Raw genomic sequence first — 17,776 nt, 5'->3', positions numbered from 1 at the left:
ACCGGACCGTTGTGTAGCCATCGGATTACGATCCTCGGGCGCGTTCTCACGACAGAAACAGCCGCCAGTATCAGCTGCGCGTCGAGCGCGCCTTGCGAATCTCCGCCCCTTCCCTGAGCTTGTCCTCGCAGTTCGGACACACGCGAGGCCTGTCGAACTGTTCCGGTGTAAATACCCGCACGTACTGCTCCGTTACGAACGACTCACAGTTCTGGCAGCTTGGCATTCTTGTATACACCTGTCCCTCGACTCTTAAACGTTCCGCCGGTGGAGGAAGGTCACAGACGGGATAGCGACGCCGACTCCTGCTTGACCAGTGGTCTGACAGGCCTGAAACAGTAGCTTTATCACCCGCAGAGAGCCAAAATTCATCGAGATTACTCCCGAGATGACATCGAACAAGCGACCGGAGGTAAACATCGGACTCGTCGGTCACGTCGATCACGGAAAGACAACGCTGGTCCAGGCGTTGAGTGGTGAGTGGACAGACCAGCATTCGGAGGAGATGAAACGCGGGATCTCCATCCGGCTTGGCTACGCTGACGCGACGTTCAGAGAGTGTCCGGACCTCGAAAAGCCGGACCGGTACACCGTCGAGGAGGAGTGTCCCGACGGATCGGAAAGCGACGTGTTGCGGACAGTCTCGTTCGTGGATGCGCCGGGCCACGAGACACTGATGGCGACGATGCTGTCGGGCGCATCCCTGATGGACGGCGCTGTGCTCGTCATCTCGGCGACCGAGGACGTGCCACAGGCACAGACCGAAGAACACCTGATGGCGCTGGATATCATCGGCATCGAGAACATCGTCATCGCACAGAACAAGATCGATCTCGTCGACCGCGAGCGCGCGGAGGAGAGTTACGACCAGATCAAAGAGTTCGTCGCCGGAACTGTCGCGGAAGACGCACCGATCGTCCCGATCAGCGCCCAGCAGGGGGTCAACATGGATCTCCTGATGCAGGCGGTCGAAGAAGAGATTCCGACGCCCGACCGCGATCCGGACGCGGACGCGGAACTGCTCGTCGCACGCAGTTTCGACATCAACCGCCCGGGGACGACCTGGGATTCACTCGTCGGTGGCGTGCTCGGCGGCTCGCTCTCGCAGGGACAGCTATCCGCCGGCGACGAGATCGAACTCCGGCCGGGACGCGAGGTCGAGGAGGGTGGCAAAAGCCAGTGGGAGCCACTCGAAACCACCGTCCGATCGCTCCAGGCCGGCGGCGAAGACGTCGAGACCGCGACGCCGGGCGGACTGCTCGGGGTCGGAACTGGTCTCGATCCCGCAGTCACCAAAGGCGACGCACTCGCCGGGCAGGTCGCAGGGCCACCGGGGACGCTGCCGCCGGTCCACGACTCCTTCACGATGAAGGTGAATCTCCTCGACCGGATCGTCGGCAACGAGGAGGGCAAGGAGGACGTCGAGGAGATTTCGACGGGCGAGCCGCTCATGCTCACGATCGGAACCGCGACGACCGTCGGCTCGGTCACCAGCGCTCGAAGCGGCGAGTGTGAGGTCCAGCTCAAACGGCCGGTCTGCGCCAGGGAAGGCGTCAAGATCGCGATCAACCGCCGTGTCGGCGCGCGCTGGCGGCTGATCGGCTACGGAATCCTCCAGTGAGCGTCGTCGTCGATACGAACGCACTCATGATGCCCGTCGAAAGCAACGTGCGACTGTTCGACGAACTCGACCGACTGCTCGACGCGCCGACGCTCGTCGTGCCCGAGGCGGTCGTCGAAGAACTCGAAAAACTCGCAGAGGGCGCGGGGAAAGAGGGGAAAGCGGCAAGTGTCGGGCTCGACCTGGCCGAGCGGTGTGAGAGTCGGGCAACAGAGGCGGCGTACGCCGACGACGCGGTCGTCGAACTTGCGGAACACGAGGACGCAACACACGTGGTCACGAACGACGGACCGCTGAAACAGCGCGTGCTCGACGCGGGCGTATCGGTAATTAGTTTACGCGGGCGGTCCAAACTAGCTATCACTCAATCATAATCTATCGGGGTTAGCATACATGTACAAACGGGTAACACTACGCGACACAGTCGAGGTACCACCGGAGCATCTGGCGGAAGTGACGCCGGATCTCGTCAAGAAACTTCTCCAGGACAAACTCGAAGGCCGGGTCGACGAGGACGTCGGCTCCGTCGTCTCCGTCATCGAGGTCGACGACATCGGCGAGGGTGCAGTCGTGCCGAACGAGCCGGGCGTCTACTACGAGGCCGAGTTCGACGCGCTCACCTTCGATCCACAGATGCAGGAGGTCGTCGACGGCGAGATCGTCGAGGTCGTCAACTTCGGTGCCTTCGTCGGCATCGGTCCGGTCGACGGGCTGCTCCACGTCTCCCAGATCTCCGACGAGTATCTGGCCTACGACGAGGAGAACCAGCAACTGGCCTCGCGGGACACCAACCGGACCATTGGCGTCGGTGACGCGGTGCGGGCGCGGATCGTCACGAAAAGCATCGACGAGCGCAACCCCCGGGATTCGAAGATCGGCCTGACGGCCAAACAGGTCGGGCTGGGCAAACACGGCTGGCTGAAAGAAGAGCGGGAGAAACGCCAGGCACAGCAGGCGGAAGCCGGTGAAAGCTGATGGCTGACAGACTCGTCTGCCGTGACTGTCACCGGATCCAGGAAAGCGAGGAGATCGAGGCCTGTATCGCCTGTGGCTCGACCTCGCTGACGGAGGACTGGGCCGGCTACGTCGTCATCTCCCACCCCGAGGAGAGCCAGATCGCCGAAGAGATGGAAGTGACAGAGCCGGGAACGTACGCGCTGAAAGTTAGATAGTGTGACTGTCGTCGAACTCCAGGAGTCGCTTCGATCGGAGCTGAAAGCACCGCTCGGACCGATCTATACGGATGCGACCGAACTTCTCGCGGAGACAGGCCAGCCACTGATTACCGTCGGGGACGTCGTCACCGACCACGTGATCGAGGCAGGCCGGACACCAGCCGTCGCGCTGGTCGACGAACGAACCGAGCGTTCGGCAGTCAGCGACGGGATCGCGCGTCGGCTGTCGGCCTTCGACGGTTTCGATCGGATACAGGAACTCTCGAACCCGCCAGCGACGCTCTCTGCGGAACTTCTCTCTGCGATCCGGACAGCGATCGACGACGAGGAGACGACACTGATCGAGGTCGACGGCGAGGAGGATCTGGCGACGCTGCCGGCAGTCCTCGTCGCACCACAGGGTGCGAGCGTCGTCTACGGACAGCCGGGCGAGGGGATGGTCCACGCCACCGTCGACGAGAAACGGCAGGAGCGGGTCCGCGATATTCTCTCCCGGATGGACGGTGACACCGACCGGCTCTGGGAGCTACTTGGTGTCGAACCGACGGCGTGATGCGAATATAATTGTACCGCGATACGGGAGATATTTGCCCGTTTATCCAGTTCTGCCGGAACGATCACGTGACGGACAATCACGCCGTTGAAATACATCTCTATCCCGTTTCTGCGACGAGTACGACACCAGCCGGAATGACAGTAGCCACACCAGTGGACTACGGCGTCTCCCAGCTTGGGGGCCAGTAATCCTCGGATTAAGCGAAAACTGCCCCCATACGGGCGTGTCGAAGATACCGGATGCTGTTGCTGGTATTAGGGAGTATTGGTAGCCTTTACGCCTGTAGACGTCGTTAAGAGGGAGTAGATAATATCTGGGGTAGAGAGTGATGGTCGTTTGGTCTGTGAGCGACTGAACGCGCCGGAGTGATTTCAAATATGACAGCGACTCCCGAACAAAACGAAGAGGAAGAAGAGGATATTAGAGAGCATCTCTCGGATGTCGAGGACGGCTGTGGGTGTACAGAGATCTGGGAGCACATGTCCGAAGAGCGTGACTCGTAGTGCGGACGCTGTTTTGCCGGTTGCCCACTCCGATGCACGGACGCGGGACGTTTTTAGTAGCCGACCACGTGTACTGAACTAATGACAAACGACGGTTCCCGAGATATCTTCAAAACGGGACGAGAGTCGCCGGTCGGTGAGCCCGTGATCCGTGGCGATCCGTCGGTAACCGGGCAGGACCGAGAGGAGGCAGTGCAGTTCGATCCGGAGGATCCGGAGAGTCTCGAACTCGCGGCAGAGACGGTGACGGCCTTCGCAGCGAACACAGCCGGTGCAGACGACAACGTCTTTATGCTCCGTGGCGCGGCCGCGTGCGCAGCGCTCGTCCGTGGCGAAGGCTCCTACAAGGCCGCTGCAGAGCGGGCGGGGACCGGCGTCACGGTGTCGTTTATCCGCAAGTGGTCACGAGTCCACGACCTGCCCCAGTCGATCCGGCGACACGTCGCCCGGGGCGAGATCGCGCCGACGGCAGCGAAACACATCGCGCGTGTCTCGGGGACCGCACGGCTCCATCTGGCCTGGGTCACGCTCGACCACGGTCTGACAGTCAGGGAGGTGCGCTCGATAGCCAGCGATATCAACGAGGGGACCGACATCAGCCGTGCACTCAGGTCCCGCGAGATCACACTCGGTGAGATTTCGCTCACACTCGATCAGGCTGTCTACGGTGAGTTGCGCCGGCGAGCCTCCATCGAGGATGTCGATCCGGGCGAGATCGCGACCGAAGCACTCCTCGCACAGTTTCGGAAGGACTGGGACTGATAGTGATTATTGCGGTGATTTTCAGTACGGAAGCGGAAACAAAGATTTTTCGGCTCTAATAGACCGGTTCTATCGGAAACTGGTGGTAAAGACTCGCAGTAATCACTATGAGGCACTTTGTTTCTTGCTGGTCTCAATCACGGTGTCTCGACCGGAATATTACCAGACAACGAATTCGTAAGTACTTAGCCCTCCACTTCCCAACCCATGGTTGCGGGCCGGTAGCTCAGTTAGGGAGAGCGTCTGGCTTTTAACCAGATGGTCGGGGGTTCAACTCCCTCCCGGCCCGTGCAATGAGACCGTGAGCGTAGCGAGCGGTCGAATGAACCGGCAGGAAGGAGTTGAACCCGGGGAGTCGCGCACAGCGAACGAAGTGAGCGAGCACGTCTCCACTCGGTTCAACTCCCTCCCGGCCCGTCAGATATCCGCGAGCGATAGCGAGCGATATCGAACGTCGGCGTGAGGGCGTTGAACCACGGCACGAGCCTATCGGAGTCCAGCCCCGGTACGCCCGTCGGGATTTTTATAAATCCGACAGTTATCACTAAATCGGAACAATCTCATAGTTATATATTCCCTCTGGCCGCACGTCCGGTCGTCCGACACTCGGACGTGAATATCATGAACGGCATCACAGACAGCGTCGCGGTCGTCACAGGAGCGAGTACAGGAATCGGCGATGCAGCAGCGCTCAGGTTCGCCCAGGAGGGTGCGAGCGTCGTCGTCGCTGATATCAATACCGAAGAGGGGAACGCGACAGTCGAAGAGATCGAGGAGAGCGGAGGAGAAGCAACCTTCGTCGAGACCGATGTCAGCGACTGGGAAGACGTACAGGCGATGGTCGACACTGCGGTCGAAACCTACGGCGGATTGGACTTTGCGTTCAACAACGCCGGGATCGAAGGTGCGAGCGACCCAACAGGCGACCACCCGATGGAGAACTGGGACCAGGTCATCGATATCAACCTGAAAGGCGTCTTCCAAGCGATGAAAGCAGAGATCCCGGTCATGCTCGAGGATGGCGGTGGATCGATCGTCAACACCTCCTCGATCGCCGGCAAAGTCGGATTTCCAGAACTGAGTCCGTACGTCGCCAGCAAACATGGAGTTCTCGGACTGACGAAGACGGCAGCGCTGGAATACAGCGAGGCGGGTGTGCGAGTCAACGCGATCGCTCCCGGCGTCATCGATACACCGATGGTGGATCGAGCGTCCGAAGACAACGAGAACGTCGAACAGTCCATCGCTGCGACACCGCTTGGCCGACTGGGTCGCCCCGAGGAGATCGGTGATGCCGCGGTATGGCTTTGTTCAGACGACGCCTCGTTCGTTACCGGCGAAACTCTGGTAGCCGATGGCGGATTTGTTAGCCAGTAGAAACGACTGTCCTGACTGCTGGCACCTCTTGACAGAGTTGGATAGCCAGAGCTGCGAAGCGTTCTATGACACAGTGATATTAAAACAGAGTATCCTATCCGGCGACACATTCAATACGTTACAGACCAACAACACGACGAACCATGTGCCATGGTTTCACACCTCGTGACGAGGAGACAGAACACACAGAAGAGATCGAGCAGCCGGAGTTTCTGAACGAAGAGAGCGAGACGGAAACAGAACTGGTGACCGACGGGGGTGACGACGAGGAGTAAGACGGAAGCGCCACGTAGCCTGCCATACCCTCATTCGAGCAGTTCGTTCGTGTAGAGGTCAGCCACATCGATCTGGTCGGCGGGGATGTGATCACCCTCGATGGTGGTCAGGATATCCTCGTCGGCCAGCCACTCGACGAACTCCACCCAGCGGTTTTCTGCCATTCGTCCCCACTCGTCTTCAGCTGTCAGATAGTTGTCCGCGAGTCGATGCTGGCTCTCGATCAAGAAGTCCGTATCGTCGAGTGACTCCGGCCCCGCCGCCGTCTCCCCGAGAATCCGGGCGGCTTTCTCCGGATTGGCTGCTGCGAACTCGTAGCCCCGGCCCGTCGCGTCGAGAAAGCGCGCGAGGTCGTCGGCTTGCTCCTCGATCGTGTCCGGACTGGCGAGCATGAGTGGCGTGTAGCCGTAGGGCACGCCGTAGTCGTCGAGATAGAACGGCGTGAGATCGATTCCATCGCGTTCGGCCATGACGCCCTCCCAGGGCATGAACACCCACGTCGCGTCGGCGTCGCCGTCGAGCAGCGTGTTCCAGATCCCCAGCTTCGGCGGCGTCGTAATCTCGATATCTCCCTCGCCACCGTCCGATCTGACCAGCTGTTCGACGATGTGGTCCTCGAACCGTGCGTCGTAGGAGGCGTAGGTCTTGCCGTCGAGATCTGCCGGCCGGTCGATCTCGCTGTCACCGAGCGCGACGATCGCGCTGGTGTCCTGCTGGCAGACCGCAGCGATCGCCGTCAGTGAGTCGTAGTCGGGATGCGTATGATAGCTGATCGCACTCTCGGAGGGTGCGATTGCGACCGTCGACTCGCCCGTCGCAGCCCGCTTTGCGGGTGTCTGCTCGTAGTCGTCCTCGGCAGGCGAGCGGATCCGGACGTCCAGATCCACCTCGTCGTAGTACCCCTCCGCCTCGGCGACGTAGATCCCGGTATGGTTGGTGTTCGGTGTCCAGTCGAGTGCGAGTTCGAGAGCTGACATAGAGCGCTGTTTGGGCGCGAGGGTTATAATCGGCCGGTATCACGCTGTGGTATCGGACAGATGTGATAGATCAGGCCGGTCACCATCTCGCCGGATCTTTTAGGACTCGATACGTAACCTCACCCAATGGAGATTGCCGAAGAAGACGTCGCGGACAACCCCTACATCCACGATCCCGACACCGAGTTCGAACCCACGGAGCAACTCGACGAACAGCAGGCGCGCGAGCAGGCTGAACTGCTCCGCGAGGCGATCCGACACCACGATCACCGCTACTACGTCGAGGCCGATCCGGTCATCGACGACAGAACCTACGACGCGCTGTTTTCCCGACTCGAAGCGCTGGAGGACGCGTTCGGTCTTCCGACCGAGGACAGCCCCACCCAGCGTGTCGGCGGTGAGCCACTCGACAAACTGGACACCGTCGAACACGTCGCAGTGATGCGCTCGCTCGATCAAAGTGGTGAGGCCGAGGATGTCAGGGAGTTCGACGAGCGCGTCCGAAAGGATCTGGCTGGCACCGACTGGGACGGCGAGATCCAGTACTTCTGTGAGCCGAAATTCGACGGGCTCTCCGTGGAAATCGTTTACGAGGACGGCATCTACCAGCGGGCGGCAACCCGTGGCGACGGCCAGCGCGGCGACGACGTGACCGAACAGGTCCGAACGATTCCCACAGTACCACTGAAACTCCGTGGAGAGTATCCCGACTTCCTGGCCGTTCGCGGTGAAGTGTTCATGCCCCGCGAGCAGTTCCAGGAGTACAACCGCGAGCGCATCGAACGGGACGAGGAACCCTTCGCGAACCCCCGCAACGCTGCCGCCGGAACGCTCCGACAGCTCGACCCCTCGGTCGTCGCCGAGCGGCCACTCGCAGTCTACTTCTTCTCGGTGCTCGAATCCACAGATTCCTTCGAGCGAAATAGCCAGAAATACGAGCAGTTCCCCGAGTGGGGACTCCGCGTCACCGACCAGACGGAACTCGTCGACGACATCGAGGGCGCGATCGAGTACCGCGATCAGATGCTCGCGGAACGCGAGGAACTCGACTACGAGATCGACGGCACGGTCATCACCCTCGACGACAGGGACGCCTGCGAGCAACTGGGTTCGACATCACGTGCGCCACGCTACGCCTTCGCCTACAAGTTCCCAGCCCGCAGCGGCGAGACCACGATCCGCGACATCGTCGTCCAGGTCGGGCGAACCGGACGCCTGACGCCGGTCGCCCTGCTCGATCCAGTCGAAGTCGGGGGCGTCACCGTCTCCCGGGCGAACCTGCACAATCCCGACGAGATCGAACGACTCGGCGTCGATATCGGTGACAGCGTCCGGATCAAGCGGGCCGGCGACGTGATCCCGGATGTAAGCGAGGTGATCGAGGCAGAGAGCGAGGGTCATTTCGACTTTCCCGAACACTGCCCCGAGTGCGGAGCCGAGATCGAACGCGACGGACCACTGGCCTACTGTCCGGCCGGACTCGGCTGTCCGGCACAGCGCGAGCAGGCCGTCGAGTACTACGGCAGCCGCGAGGCACTCGATATCGAGGGGCTGGGCGGCGAACGGGTCGAACAGCTCGTCGACGCCGGGATCGTCGAGGAGCCGGCGGATCTGTACGAACTCGCGATCTGGGATCTGACCGGGCTGGAGGGGTGGGGCCAGCAGAGCGCCCAGAATCTGATCGCCGAGATCGAGCGGACGAAAGAGCCCGAACTGGCGGACTTTCTCACTGCACTGGGAATCCCCGAGGTCGGGAAGACGACCGCCCGCGAGCTGGCCCGTGCCTTCGGGCGTTTCGAAACGATCCGGACCGCGAGCGAAGACGAACTCAAGCAGGTGCCGGATATCGGCCCGAAGGTGGCAGCATCGATCCGGGACTTTTTCGAAAACGAGCGCACCAGCGAGGCGATCGATCGGCTGCTGGAACACGTCGATCCGCAGGAGGTCGAGGTCGAACAGGATGATACCCTCGAAGGGAAGACGTTCGTCTTCACCGGTGCACTGGAGGAGATGACACGAGGCGAGGCACAGGAACTGGTCGAACGCCACGGCGGCTCGGCGACCAGCAGCGTCTCGGGGAACACAGATTATCTCGTCGCTGGCTCGAATCCCGGACAGACGAAACAGGACGACGCCGACGCGGAGGATGTTCCGATTCTCTCCGAAGAGGAGTTCAGTGAGTTGCTCGCCGAGAATGGCATCGAATATCCCTGAACGGCGCTGTGGTAGTTACGGTTTTTCGACTTCGGTGACGACGATATCCCAGTCCGGATACTCCGTGCCGTTGCGACACTCCCAGCCACCCTGGACGTCGACGCCGTTGGAGTGGGCCTGTCGAATCAGCGCCTGGAGATCCGTATGTAACTCGTCTGCGGAAGTCGGTGCTTCGACGTCGGTCATCGCTCTTGTCCCTCCGGTCGCGGTCTGGGGTCCTGTGGCGATTGAGTAATGGAGAGGAATCCGTCGCTACGGACAGTGACAGTATATGTCTCGACCCGAAACGTAACCGACTGTTCCCCAGTTCTGGTACCACCAACGAGTCGGTCGAGTGCACCTGTATCGACACTCAGCTGGAGTGGCGTCAGTTCGTCGGGCTCGGTCCCCGTCAGCTCTGCCAGTCCCGCGACGACTGCCATGCTGGGCGTGGTTACGTCCTGGTCGAACCGTGCCTGGTACGCCTTCGATTCGATATCGCTGGTCCGCAAATCTAGCTCGGTAGTTGCAAGTGTAGCTGGCATCTATTGTGTGATTTAACTGTCTGATACGGGAGAGTGACGGCACTGATTATACAAGAGGTATTTAAGTTCTACTGGTCGACGAGCGTCGCAGCGATGAGTTTGTTATGGCCGCGTCTGAGTCGGGAGGAGAGTGACTGCTGTGTGATCCCGATCTCGTCGGCGACGTCTGCGAGCGAACACCGGCGTGGTGAATCGAAGTAGCCACACTCGTAGGCCGTGACGAGTGCCTCGCGCTGGGCGTCCGTCAGTTCGTAGCCCTCTCCCTGTACCGGGAGGAGTGCGTGAACGGCCGTGATATCGATCGAGATATCCTTGGCCTGGCAGTTGCTCCGGAAATCGCTGATATCCTCGCGGGTTTCACCCCGTACTTCGAAATGCCACCCCCGGTTCGTCCCCACGCCGGAGAGAATTGCGATGTCTTCCTCGGCGAGGGCGCGCAGGATGCCGAAATACGCCGGGTTCCACTCGGCGCGCATGAGATACTCCGACTCGATGCTGTCGATGAGTTCGAGGTTTACGACACCAACGTGGTCCTGAAATGCAGCCTCGATATCGTCTGCCTCGACCCCACGGACCCAGAAGTACGGGATGACGAACTCGTCCTGTGGAACGAGTCGCTCCAGTTCCACCCGAACCTCCGGAAGGTTCTCGAAGATACTCCCCAGTGGAAACTCCTCGACCGGGCTCGTAAACTCCATCACAGTCGCCATACCAGCTAGTCGGGTCCGAGGACAAAAATCTGGACGGGTCGTCTACCAGGCTCCGCCGACGAATCGACAGCTGACCAGCCCGGCTGCAGCCAAGCATGGTACACCATGCTATCCTATTTTATACGATTGTGCTCAATCTGAAAGCAAGAGCGATGAGCGTCATTGCGGAGTTTCAGGTTGCATCCGGTGAGTTCGAACTGGGGCGGATCCTCCATGTCGAGGGGATGTCCTCGATCGAACTCGAAAGCCTCGTCCCCATCGGTGAGGCGACCGTGCCGCTGTTCTGGATCCACAACGCGACACGGGACACCTTCGTCGAGAGTGTCCAGCAGCATCCGGCGGTCAACAACACCTCGGAGGTCGACGTCTTCGAGGATCGGACGCTGTTCACACTCGACTGGGACGCGAATCGGGACCACGTCTTCCGCGGGATCGAGGAGTACGATGGACAGCTTCTGAGTGCCGTCGGACGACCGGACACCTGGCAGTTCGAACTCCGATTTCCCGACCACGAGTCCCTGAGTGACTTTACCACACACTGTCAGAGTGAGGCGGTCTCGGTGGAGGCGACCCGGGTATATAATCCCACAAAGCCAGATGCAGGACCGTGGTACGGCCTCAGCGACCCCCAGCGAGAAGCGATCAGACTCGCCGTCGAGAGCGGCTACTACGACATCCCCAGAGGCTGTACGACACAGGAGCTGGCGGACAAACTCGGGATTTCCGACCAGGCAGTCACCGAACGACTCCGCCGTGCGATCGTCGCGCTCGTGACACACACACTCGTATCGGCCGAATCGATGGAGTAGCCAGCCCTCGTGTACCATGGAAAACAACCACACGCCTCACCACCGTATAACAACTGTAGCCGGTCCAGACACGCCGCCAGCAGTGTCGAAGGAAACACCAGCCATGAAACTCAACGAACTACAGACGTTCCTCGAAGAAGAGCTCACGTACCCGGTAGATCAGGAGTCGGTCCTCGCAGAGATCGGTTCGACCGAACTCGAAGCCCCGGACGCCGACGAGACCGAGATGGTTTCCGAGATCATCGGCGACGTCGGTCAGGAGACGTACAAGTCGGCCGAGGAACTGTTTTCGACGATCATCGGCAACGTCGGTGACGAGTACATCGGACGCAAGTTCTACGACGACCGCGGTGGTAACAGCCCGAGCGATTCGGAGCCAAAAGACGAAGCCGACATGTCCATCTGACCGAGGCGACACAGAAGACAACCAGATCCGGTATTTTTCGGCCATCGTGAGAGCGAAGTGCCCAGAGCCACAGTGATCCGAAACGAATGGGACAACGAGGAGAGGGTTGTCCCGTCGGCTGGCAGGGCTGACTTCCAGACCGGGGATGACACGGTTACTGACTGGAAGCCATCCGATAGTAGCGGTCGCTGGCTGAAAGATTCGTGGCTTGGCACAACATGTTGTTTAAATCCACCAACAAAAACTATCTCCTGATCGATCAGCAACTGCGCCAGTTCGATCAGACGGTGTCCTCTGGGTCGTGGTTCTCGGCCATCCGGGCGGCTTCCTCGGCGTAGCGCGTCCGTGTCTCTGCGTCGCGTACCTGATCGAGATCGTCCCGCGATTGCTCGCGTGCAGCAGTGATCGTCTTGCCGTACAGCATGTTGTGCGAGAGCTGTTTTTTCAGGGCGAGTGAGCCATCAGGTGTCGCGTAGACGAGTGTCACCAGATCCTCGTCCTGGCCGTAATTGCGTTCGACGAGCCAGACCTGTTCTGTTTCGGCCATCTTAGACACCGGTCGAGTACCGCAGGAGGCCGGCGACGCCACCGAAGGCGGTCAGTAGCTGATCGCCTTTCTCGAAGTCAGTCGAGATAAAGACCGTCTCGGAGCCGCGCTGGTTGGCCAGTTCGATCAGGTGGTCGATCGCGTCTTCGCGTTCACCCGCCTCGACGGTCTCGCCACACCGTGAACAGGTGTGTTCCGGTGTCTCCTCGTTGGGGTCGAGGAACTCGTACTCGTCGTGACCGTTCGGACACTCGTAGGCGACGACGTCCTTCCGGAGATCCTCGCTGATGAGCAACTGATCGACCGCACCCATCATCAGGTTCTCGCGTGTCGGGCCGAACCCGTAGGTCGCGCGTTCGCCGTCGTGGAGTTCCTCGAAGAACTCCTCCATGACCTGCTTGTCCTGGAGGACCTCGTGTTCTGCGAGTACCTCCTCGGCAGCGTCGACGAGGTCGTGCAGCCCGGATTCGTCGGTGTAGGCCACGTCGAACTTCCCGAGGACCATATCGCCGAGTTCGTGGTGCAGGTAGTCACCGTCGAGGAATTCGTCTTTCGTCGGTGAGGGACCGCCGACGAGAATGCCGTTCATGTCGTGGCGTTTCTCGACGAAGAGATCGTTCGCCATCCCGGCGACCTCCTGGTAGAAGTTGTCGATCGCTTCCAGCCGCAGGCGGGCGAATCGCTGGGCGGACTGGCCACCTTTCCGCTGTTTGCCCGGCACCAGCGAACTGGCGGATTTGACGGCCTCGACGCGTTTGCCTTTCAGCCAGCCGACGTTGGCCTCGCGGCGGTCCAGCACGATCAGGCCGAAAAGACCCTTGTCGGTGAGCATATCCGCGAGTGGCTGGGTCAGAAACTCCGAATCGCAGTGATACCGGAAGGACTGGATCGGCTGTGGGGGGCTTTCGAGGACGCGTGTGATCATCTCGGTACGGCCACCGCCGGAATCGATGGCGCCGGAGAAGATGACCATCCCGTTGTCCGGTGGGTAAACCTCGTAGTATTTCAGCCGATCTTTGATACTTTTCAGGGCGTCCTGGACGTTCGTTCGGGTGTCCTTCGATTTGATGTTACTAGCTTCTGAGTGTTCCTGGGTGACGTGTGCGACGACGTCGCTGATCTGCTTGTCGGGTGGAATGTAGATTGTGACCAGTTGCGTCCCGGAACCACGGTAGTCTTCGAGCTCCTCGATCACCTTCTGGAACTCGTATTTTTGTTTGTCCGTCTGCTCGGCCTCGGACTCGCTCATTACCACTAGTTGTCCAGTCGCGGGTAAGTAACTGTTGACCTGATTTTGGCGGGAACTGCCTGGCAGGCCCCTGCTGCCCCGTACAGGAGGGGCGGACCCGTGAAATATCTGAAAAAAGACGGATGGGTTTATATCACCCCGACTATTGATGTTACGTATTCAAACATGGCCGGATACGTCTGCACCATCGCGGGCGGCAAGGGCGGGGTTGGCAAGACGACGACAGCGATCAACATCGCGGCGGTTCTCGAGGAGAACGGCTACGAGACGGTCGTCGTCGACGCAGATCTCGGGATGGCGAATCTCGGTGATATGCTCCAGGTCGAACACGACGTGAGCATTCACGAGATTCTGGCGGGCAGCTCCTCGGTCAGTGAAGCACTCACCGAGGCACAGGGTGGGATGACGGTCATTCCGGGCGAGCAGAGTCTCGAAGCCTTCGCCGAGGCCGACCCGGCAAAACTCCGGAAAGTGATCAAGACACTCAAAAATACCTTCGACGTCGTTCTCGTCGACACGGGCGCGGGACTGAGCCACGAGACCACCGTCCCGCTGGGGCTCGCAGACGGGGTCTTGCTCGTGACGACGCCGGACGACGTCGCGGTCAACGACACGATCAAGACGGCAGACCTCGCCGACCGTGTCGACGGGATGGTCATCGGGACGCTCATCACACGCGTCACCCGGGACACGGACGTCTCGGATATCGCCGAGAAGTTCGAGATGCCACTCCTGGGTGTGATCCCGGTCGATCTCCAGGCGACCGAGGCGGAGCCGATGGTACTCAACAGCCCCGACAGCACCGCGACGGACGCCTACCGAGAGCTGACCAGGGCACTCGAACCGGTCTTTTTCGACGGCGCATCGAGCGAGGAGGTCGACCGCGTCTTCGACGAAGAGTGGTTTATCGACGACGATGACGACGAAGCGGAGACAGAGGAGCCAGAAGACGAAGGAAGCGGTGTCTTCGGTGGCCTGTTCAGCTAGTTCTGCGTCAAACGTTCGCTCGGATTACATCGAGTCCGGCGCTTCGATCCCGAGCACGTCGAGCGCGTTCCCGATCGTCTGTCGTGCTGCGACGACGAGTGCCAGCCGTGCACCCTGTTTGTCTGCCGGCGCGTCGAGCACTGGGCACTCCCGGTAGAATGCGTTGAACGCCTCGGCGAACTCCCGGGTGTAGGTCGCAACGGCGTGGGGATGGAGGTCGTCTGCGGCAGTCTCGATAACGGCCGGGAACCGGGCGATCTGGCGGAGCAGTTCCCGCTCCGACGGCGTGTCGAGTGCCCTGCTGTCGAGTTCGGTCACGGCCTGATCGGCGTTGATCCCCTCGCCGTCGGTCGCCTCCGCGAGAATCCCTGATGCGCGGGCGTGGACGTACTGGACGTAGGGCGCACTCTGGGCCTCGAAATCGAGGGCGCGCTCCCACTCGAAGGTGATCCCCTTCGTCGGCTGTTTCGAGACGATGTCGTACCGCACCGCGCCGATGCCGACCTGGTGGGCGATCCGGTCGATATCGTCCTCGGTGAGATCGTCGTCGCGGATCCGGTCGTCGAGTCGGTCTTCAACCTCCTCGCGAGCGCGTGCGATCGCCTCGTCGAGCAGATCGTCGAGATCGACACCGGTCCCCTCCCGGGTACTCATCCCGCCTTCGGGCAGTGTGACCCAGGAGTAGTGCACGGTCTGGAGGCGGTCCGTGTCGTTGCCGAGAATCTCCAGTGCCGACTTCAGCTGTCGGGCCTGGAGTTCGTGATCCTCGCCGAGGACGGTGACAGCCTCGTCGAAGTTGTCGAATTTCCACTCGTGGTGGGCGAGATCCCGGGTGGTGTACAGCGACGTCCCGTCGCCACGGACGAAGACGAGATTCTTGTCGATGTCGGGCAGATCCAGCTGCCAGGCATCCTCGTCGTAGACCGCGTACTCCGTCTCTTTCAGCCGCTCGATCACGTCGTCGGTCGAGCCGTCGCGCATGAACCGCGTCTCCTTGACGAACTCGTCGAACGTCGCGGGGAGGCGTTTGAGCGTCGCGTACATCCCGTCGAGCACTGTATCGACGACCTCGCTGACCCGTTCGTAGGCCGCTTCGTCGCCGGCTTCCAGCCCCTGCATGATCGACTGGATCTCGGCCTCGGCTGCCTCGATCTCGGCCTCGTCGGCTTCGTCTTCGAGGTAGGTGTTCGCCTTCCGGTAGTACCGGACCATCTCGTACTCGGGCGATTCTCTCTCGGGTTCGGGCAGCTCTGATTCGTCGAAGGTCTCGTACGCCCAGGTGAACGTGGCGATCTGTCGACCGGCGTCGTTGACGTAGTAGTGGCGTTCGACGTCGTAGCCGGCATAGTCGAGCAGGTTCGCGACCGCATCGCCGATGATCGGGTTGCGCGCACGGCCGACGTGGACCGGCCCCGTCGGGTTGGCGCTGGTGTGTTCGACGACGACGCTCGTCTCGCGGTCTGGGAGTGCCCCGTAGTCGTCGTCCTGACCGGTTTCGAGGACGTGTTCGAAGTACTGCTCGCTGGGCCAGAAATTCAGGTAGGGACCCTGCGTGTCGACGCGGTCGATGTACTGGCAGTCCGCTGCGTCGAAGGCGTCTGCGATCTCGGCGGCGACCTTCGGTGGCGGTGCGCCGGCCTCGCCAGCGAGTCGAAAGGCAGCGCTCGAAGCGAGGACGGCATCGATGTCGTCGGGTGGCTGCTCGATGCCGAGATCGTCAGTCGGGTAGCCGAGCCGGTCGAGTGTCGCGGCGAGTGTCTCCTCGACCGCCGCGCGCATCGCGAGGAACATACCTCCGCTATTCCGGCGGGATGTATATGAATAACGTTCCGTTACGCCAGATTTCTGACTGACTCGCCGTCTTCGAGTCGGTCCAGACAGTCGCCGACGCTGTAATGTTCGCCGTCGAGCCAGCAGGGGTAGAGTCCGACGAGGCGGTCGTCTTCCCGGACCGTCAGACAGGCGACTGGAAAGACGATCGTCCGTTCGGGTGTCGAAAATCCGAGCAGCGAATCCTGCTCGCGTTCGTCGAAAAACGGCGTGAGACGCCCACCGGCCTCGCCGATGACCTGCTGGAACTCGTCGAACAGCTCGACAACTTGCCGTTCGCCCGGGTTCTCTGTCGGTTCACTGACCCGTTTGTACCACCGCTCGACCGGTGGAGAGTCCCCGTCCCACACGTCGTCGAGGTCTGCGAACCGGCGCTGAATCCGTCGCTGGCAGCGTTCGAGTGCGCTCGACGAAGCGGGCCGGAGGTAGAGTGTGAACTCCGTGTCGGCGTACTGGTCGCGCTTGGTGGTATCCGCGGGCTGGTTGGCTGTCTCATTCCCTGCAACGGTCTTCGGCTCCTCGGCAACATCCCCATCGTCGGCCTCTTGATTCATCGCGGTCATCCGTAAGTATTACATGAAACGAATGATCAAAAGTGGGGGAGTATTGGTAAGTGTTGCCAGTATCTAGCCTAAAATAAGTACGTGTGTTTTCTTTTTATTGAAATATATGGACATTCGCAGTTATCGGTGGCAACGAAAGTGGAGAGAATTGTCACACGTAAGGAGTCGCCACAGTTCGTCAGTTCTGTGCAGTGGCTGGCACCTCCTGGCGGAGTTGGTTGAGTTCGGTCTGGCTCTCGGCGATAACCAGTGTCGTCTGCCCATCCAGGGCGTGAAACTCGTACAGTTTCGGATCGGCAATCTGCTGGAGAGCGTAGTGGGCGACCGGTAGCGCAAAGCGGTCGGCAGTCGGACCCCACAGCGAGAGTTCCGCGACCGCCTCGTGGCCTTTCAGATCGACGTAGATCTCGGCGAACTTCTCGACACAGTCGATTTCGAGAAACTCTGAAGGGGTGATTACGTCCGGATCGGGGACCGGTTCGATCGCCTCGGTCTCCGCTATTTCTACCTCTTCGTTGTCCTCGGCGTACGGTTCCAGGATCGGAATTACGTCCTCGGTTACTGTCGCATCGAGTCGTACGTGGAGATTGAATTCGGCCATTACATCTCCTACGGGCCGGGAGATTCAACTAATTTTCGAGGTCAGGTTCTCGTACGAGTAGCGTACTGGATAGGACTGATCGAGAATCT

At 60.7% G+C, this 17,776-nt stretch carries 23 protein-coding genes and 1 tRNA gene; 14 read left to right on the top strand and 10 right to left on the bottom strand.

The features are described from left to right. Nucleotides 1-70: 70 nt before the first annotated feature. Nucleotides 71-226, bottom strand: coding sequence for a DUF7563 family protein (locus EOW68_RS18755; protein WP_431358909.1), 156 nt, complete (start codon nucleotides 224-226; stop codon nucleotides 71-73). A 162-nt stretch (nucleotides 227-388) separates the two neighbouring features. Here EOW68_RS18755 and EOW68_RS12350 point away from each other — a divergent pair, with 162 nt between their 5' ends. From EOW68_RS12350 to EOW68_RS18745, 10 genes are all read left to right on the top strand, one after another. Continuing rightward, entirely contained in the window at nucleotides 389-1,621 is a 1,233-nt protein-coding gene (locus EOW68_RS12350) for a translation initiation factor IF-2 subunit gamma (protein WP_128225474.1), read from the top strand. After that, nucleotides 1,618-1,995, top strand: a complete 378-nt coding sequence (locus tag EOW68_RS12345) for a type II toxin-antitoxin system VapC family toxin (protein ID WP_431358908.1) — start codon at nucleotides 1,618-1,620, stop codon at nucleotides 1,993-1,995. Before EOW68_RS12350 ends, EOW68_RS12345 begins: the two co-directional genes overlap by 4 nt. Nucleotides 1,996-2,014: 19 nt before the next feature. Continuing rightward, a complete protein-coding gene (locus tag EOW68_RS12340) occupies nucleotides 2,015-2,596 on the top strand; it encodes a DNA-directed RNA polymerase (RefSeq protein WP_128225473.1) in 582 nt (193 codons plus the stop codon). Then, nucleotides 2,596-2,793, top strand: coding sequence for a transcription elongation factor subunit Spt4 (gene spt4, locus EOW68_RS12335; protein WP_128225472.1), 198 nt, complete (start codon nucleotides 2,596-2,598; stop codon nucleotides 2,791-2,793). The genes EOW68_RS12340 and spt4 overlap by 1 nt, the downstream gene beginning before the upstream one ends. Nucleotide 2,794: 1 nt before the next feature. Continuing rightward, a complete protein-coding gene (locus tag EOW68_RS12330; RefSeq protein ID WP_128225471.1) occupies nucleotides 2,795-3,349 on the top strand; it encodes a GTP-dependent dephospho-CoA kinase family protein in 555 nt (184 codons plus the stop codon). Nucleotides 3,350-3,729: 380 nt separating this feature from the next. Next, nucleotides 3,730-3,855, top strand: a complete 126-nt coding sequence (locus EOW68_RS18750) for a DUF8595 family protein (RefSeq protein WP_431358907.1) — start codon at nucleotides 3,730-3,732, stop codon at nucleotides 3,853-3,855. Nucleotides 3,856-3,936: 81 nt separating this feature from the next. Beyond that, a complete protein-coding gene (locus EOW68_RS12325) occupies nucleotides 3,937-4,617 on the top strand; it encodes a DUF7119 family protein (RefSeq protein ID WP_128225470.1) in 681 nt (226 codons plus the stop codon). A 215-nt stretch (nucleotides 4,618-4,832) separates the two neighbouring features. Continuing rightward, nucleotides 4,833-4,906, top strand: a tRNA-Lys gene (locus tag EOW68_RS12320). Between the two features lie 332 nt (nucleotides 4,907-5,238). Then, nucleotides 5,239-5,994: an SDR family NAD(P)-dependent oxidoreductase gene (locus tag EOW68_RS12315; protein WP_128225469.1), complete on the top strand. Its 756-nt coding sequence runs from the start codon at nucleotides 5,239-5,241 to the stop codon at nucleotides 5,992-5,994. A gap of 143 nt (nucleotides 5,995-6,137) precedes the next feature. Continuing rightward, nucleotides 6,138-6,269 carry a hypothetical protein gene (locus EOW68_RS18745; RefSeq protein ID WP_431358906.1) on the top strand — a complete coding sequence of 44 codons (132 nt, stop codon included), beginning with the start codon at nucleotides 6,138-6,140 and terminating at the stop codon, nucleotides 6,267-6,269. 30 nt (nucleotides 6,270-6,299) lie between these two features. Here the strand turns inward: EOW68_RS18745 and EOW68_RS12310 are convergent, their stop codons facing one another. Further along, entirely contained in the window at nucleotides 6,300-7,247 is a 948-nt protein-coding gene (locus EOW68_RS12310; protein WP_128225468.1) for an ABC transporter substrate-binding protein, read from the bottom strand. Nucleotides 7,248-7,373: 126 nt separating this feature from the next. Here EOW68_RS12310 and ligA point away from each other — a divergent pair, with 126 nt between their 5' ends. Next, nucleotides 7,374-9,461 carry an NAD-dependent DNA ligase LigA gene (gene ligA, locus EOW68_RS12305; RefSeq protein ID WP_128225467.1) on the top strand — a complete coding sequence of 696 codons (2,088 nt, stop codon included), beginning with the start codon at nucleotides 7,374-7,376 and terminating at the stop codon, nucleotides 9,459-9,461. Between the two features lie 15 nt (nucleotides 9,462-9,476). Here the strand turns inward: ligA and EOW68_RS18740 are convergent, their stop codons facing one another. The 3 genes from EOW68_RS18740 to EOW68_RS12295 form a co-directional block, all read right to left on the bottom strand. Continuing rightward, entirely contained in the window at nucleotides 9,477-9,647 is a 171-nt protein-coding gene (locus EOW68_RS18740; protein ID WP_431358905.1) for a hypothetical protein, read from the bottom strand. Next, a complete protein-coding gene (locus tag EOW68_RS12300) occupies nucleotides 9,644-9,985 on the bottom strand; it encodes a HalOD1 output domain-containing protein (protein WP_128225466.1) in 342 nt (113 codons plus the stop codon). Before EOW68_RS12300 ends, EOW68_RS18740 begins: the two co-directional genes overlap by 4 nt. A gap of 68 nt (nucleotides 9,986-10,053) precedes the next feature. Then, on the bottom strand, nucleotides 10,054-10,695 hold the full coding sequence (locus EOW68_RS12295; protein WP_128225465.1) for a helix-turn-helix domain-containing protein: 642 nt from the start codon (nucleotides 10,693-10,695) through the stop codon (nucleotides 10,054-10,056). 152 nt (nucleotides 10,696-10,847) lie between these two features. Between EOW68_RS12295 and EOW68_RS12290 the strand changes: the two genes are divergently transcribed. Together EOW68_RS12290 and EOW68_RS12285 are read left to right on the top strand one after the other, a co-directional pair. Beyond that, complete coding sequence (locus EOW68_RS12290) at nucleotides 10,848-11,504, top strand: helix-turn-helix domain-containing protein (RefSeq protein WP_128225464.1); 657 nt, start codon at nucleotides 10,848-10,850, stop codon at nucleotides 11,502-11,504. A gap of 103 nt (nucleotides 11,505-11,607) precedes the next feature. Beyond that, a complete protein-coding gene (locus tag EOW68_RS12285; RefSeq protein ID WP_128225463.1) occupies nucleotides 11,608-11,910 on the top strand; it encodes a DUF5789 family protein in 303 nt (100 codons plus the stop codon). Nucleotides 11,911-12,190: 280 nt separating this feature from the next. Here EOW68_RS12285 and EOW68_RS12280 read toward each other — a convergent pair whose 3' ends face one another. Next, nucleotides 12,191-12,457 (bottom strand): DUF7967 family protein, encoded by a 267-nt coding sequence (locus tag EOW68_RS12280; RefSeq protein WP_128225462.1) that lies wholly within the window; start codon nucleotides 12,455-12,457, stop codon nucleotides 12,191-12,193. A 1-nt stretch (nucleotide 12,458) separates the two neighbouring features. Then, nucleotides 12,459-13,706, bottom strand: coding sequence for a peptide chain release factor aRF-1 (gene prf1 / locus EOW68_RS12275; RefSeq protein ID WP_128225461.1), 1,248 nt, complete (start codon nucleotides 13,704-13,706; stop codon nucleotides 12,459-12,461). Between the two features lie 165 nt (nucleotides 13,707-13,871). On the opposite strand from prf1, the gene EOW68_RS12270 reads away from it, so the two are divergent. Then, nucleotides 13,872-14,693: a MinD/ParA family ATP-binding protein gene (locus EOW68_RS12270; protein WP_128225460.1), complete on the top strand. Its 822-nt coding sequence runs from the start codon at nucleotides 13,872-13,874 to the stop codon at nucleotides 14,691-14,693. A 24-nt stretch (nucleotides 14,694-14,717) separates the two neighbouring features. Here the strand turns inward: EOW68_RS12270 and argS are convergent, their stop codons facing one another. From argS to EOW68_RS12255, 3 genes are all read right to left on the bottom strand, one after another. Beyond that, nucleotides 14,718-16,484 carry an arginine--tRNA ligase gene (gene argS / locus EOW68_RS12265; protein WP_128225459.1) on the bottom strand — a complete coding sequence of 589 codons (1,767 nt, stop codon included), beginning with the start codon at nucleotides 16,482-16,484 and terminating at the stop codon, nucleotides 14,718-14,720. A gap of 41 nt (nucleotides 16,485-16,525) precedes the next feature. After that, nucleotides 16,526-17,077, bottom strand: a complete 552-nt coding sequence (locus tag EOW68_RS12260; protein WP_128225458.1) for an HTH domain-containing protein — start codon at nucleotides 17,075-17,077, stop codon at nucleotides 16,526-16,528. Between the two features lie 187 nt (nucleotides 17,078-17,264). Next, on the bottom strand, nucleotides 17,265-17,687 hold the full coding sequence (locus EOW68_RS12255; protein WP_128225457.1) for a hypothetical protein: 423 nt from the start codon (nucleotides 17,685-17,687) through the stop codon (nucleotides 17,265-17,267). Nucleotides 17,688-17,776: the final 89 nt, after the last annotated feature.

It is taken from the genome of Halovenus amylolytica, from assembly GCA_004015825.1.
Lineage (GTDB): Archaea > Halobacteriota > Halobacteria > Halobacteriales > Haloarculaceae > Halovenus > Halovenus amylolytica.
Note: the sequence above shows the minus strand (reverse complement) of the source record. Positions and strands in the feature narration are given on the sequence as shown.

Coding starts and splice junctions, on each gene's coding strand:
- EOW68_RS18755 (WP_431358909.1), bottom strand. CDS start 226: ATGCCAAGCTGCCAGAACTGTGAGTCGTTCGTAACGGAGCAGTACGTG.
- EOW68_RS12350 (WP_128225474.1), top strand. CDS start 389: ATGACATCGAACAAGCGACCGGAGGTAAACATCGGACTCGTCGGTCAC.
- EOW68_RS12340 (WP_128225473.1), top strand. CDS start 2,015: ATGTACAAACGGGTAACACTACGCGACACAGTCGAGGTACCACCGGAG.
- spt4 (WP_128225472.1), top strand. CDS start 2,596: ATGGCTGACAGACTCGTCTGCCGTGACTGTCACCGGATCCAGGAAAGC.
- EOW68_RS18750 (WP_431358907.1), top strand. CDS start 3,730: ATGACAGCGACTCCCGAACAAAACGAAGAGGAAGAAGAGGATATTAGA.
- EOW68_RS12325 (WP_128225470.1), top strand. CDS start 3,937: ATGACAAACGACGGTTCCCGAGATATCTTCAAAACGGGACGAGAGTCG.
- EOW68_RS12315 (WP_128225469.1), top strand. CDS start 5,239: ATGAACGGCATCACAGACAGCGTCGCGGTCGTCACAGGAGCGAGTACA.
- EOW68_RS18745 (WP_431358906.1), top strand. CDS start 6,138: ATGTGCCATGGTTTCACACCTCGTGACGAGGAGACAGAACACACAGAA.
- EOW68_RS12310 (WP_128225468.1), bottom strand. CDS start 7,247: ATGTCAGCTCTCGAACTCGCACTCGACTGGACACCGAACACCAACCAT.
- ligA (WP_128225467.1), top strand. CDS start 7,374: ATGGAGATTGCCGAAGAAGACGTCGCGGACAACCCCTACATCCACGAT.
- EOW68_RS18740 (WP_431358905.1), bottom strand. CDS start 9,647: ATGACCGACGTCGAAGCACCGACTTCCGCAGACGAGTTACATACGGAT.
- EOW68_RS12300 (WP_128225466.1), bottom strand. CDS start 9,985: ATGCCAGCTACACTTGCAACTACCGAGCTAGATTTGCGGACCAGCGAT.
- EOW68_RS12295 (WP_128225465.1), bottom strand. CDS start 10,695: ATGGCGACTGTGATGGAGTTTACGAGCCCGGTCGAGGAGTTTCCACTG.
- EOW68_RS12290 (WP_128225464.1), top strand. CDS start 10,848: ATGAGCGTCATTGCGGAGTTTCAGGTTGCATCCGGTGAGTTCGAACTG.
- EOW68_RS12285 (WP_128225463.1), top strand. CDS start 11,608: ATGAAACTCAACGAACTACAGACGTTCCTCGAAGAAGAGCTCACGTAC.
- EOW68_RS12280 (WP_128225462.1), bottom strand. CDS start 12,457: ATGGCCGAAACAGAACAGGTCTGGCTCGTCGAACGCAATTACGGCCAG.
- prf1 (WP_128225461.1), bottom strand. CDS start 13,706: ATGAGCGAGTCCGAGGCCGAGCAGACGGACAAACAAAAATACGAGTTC.
- EOW68_RS12270 (WP_128225460.1), top strand. CDS start 13,872: ATGGCCGGATACGTCTGCACCATCGCGGGCGGCAAGGGCGGGGTTGGC.
- argS (WP_128225459.1), bottom strand. CDS start 16,484: ATGTTCCTCGCGATGCGCGCGGCGGTCGAGGAGACACTCGCCGCGACA.
- EOW68_RS12260 (WP_128225458.1), bottom strand. CDS start 17,077: ATGAATCAAGAGGCCGACGATGGGGATGTTGCCGAGGAGCCGAAGACC.
- EOW68_RS12255 (WP_128225457.1), bottom strand. CDS start 17,687: ATGGCCGAATTCAATCTCCACGTACGACTCGATGCGACAGTAACCGAG.